Annotated in this window: 1 protein-coding gene; it reads right to left on the reverse strand. The window is 34.6% G+C overall.

Annotated elements, in window-relative coordinates:
- Nucleotides 1-306: hypothetical protein (locus tag CQA57_RS08230; RefSeq protein ID WP_170126870.1), on the reverse strand; the 306-nt coding region annotated here is incomplete at both ends.

The raw sequence follows: 306 nt of genomic DNA on the forward strand, positions 1-306 counted from the left end.
TCCTAGATTAAAGATAGTGGTTGCAGTATTTGTGGTTTCAACATTACCACTGAGTGTTGCATTAGTTCCATTAAAGTTAATAGCAGAAGTTCCACTATTTGTAGTAAGGGTTTTTGCAGTGCTATTATCAGCAAGTGTTAGAGATTTATCATTTCCAATATTGATAATATTTCCACCATCTCCACTTACACCGCTTCCTTCAAAAACTAAATCATTGCTAATAGTTGCACTCTTAGTTGATAAATCAAAGATGTTTTGTCCTTCTCCTTGAGTAGAGAGCGTTCCAGTGATACTATAAGTTCCATT

It is taken from the genome of Helicobacter anseris (assembly GCF_003364335.1).
In the GTDB taxonomy this organism is placed as follows: domain Bacteria; phylum Campylobacterota; class Campylobacteria; order Campylobacterales; family Helicobacteraceae; genus Helicobacter_H; species Helicobacter_H anseris.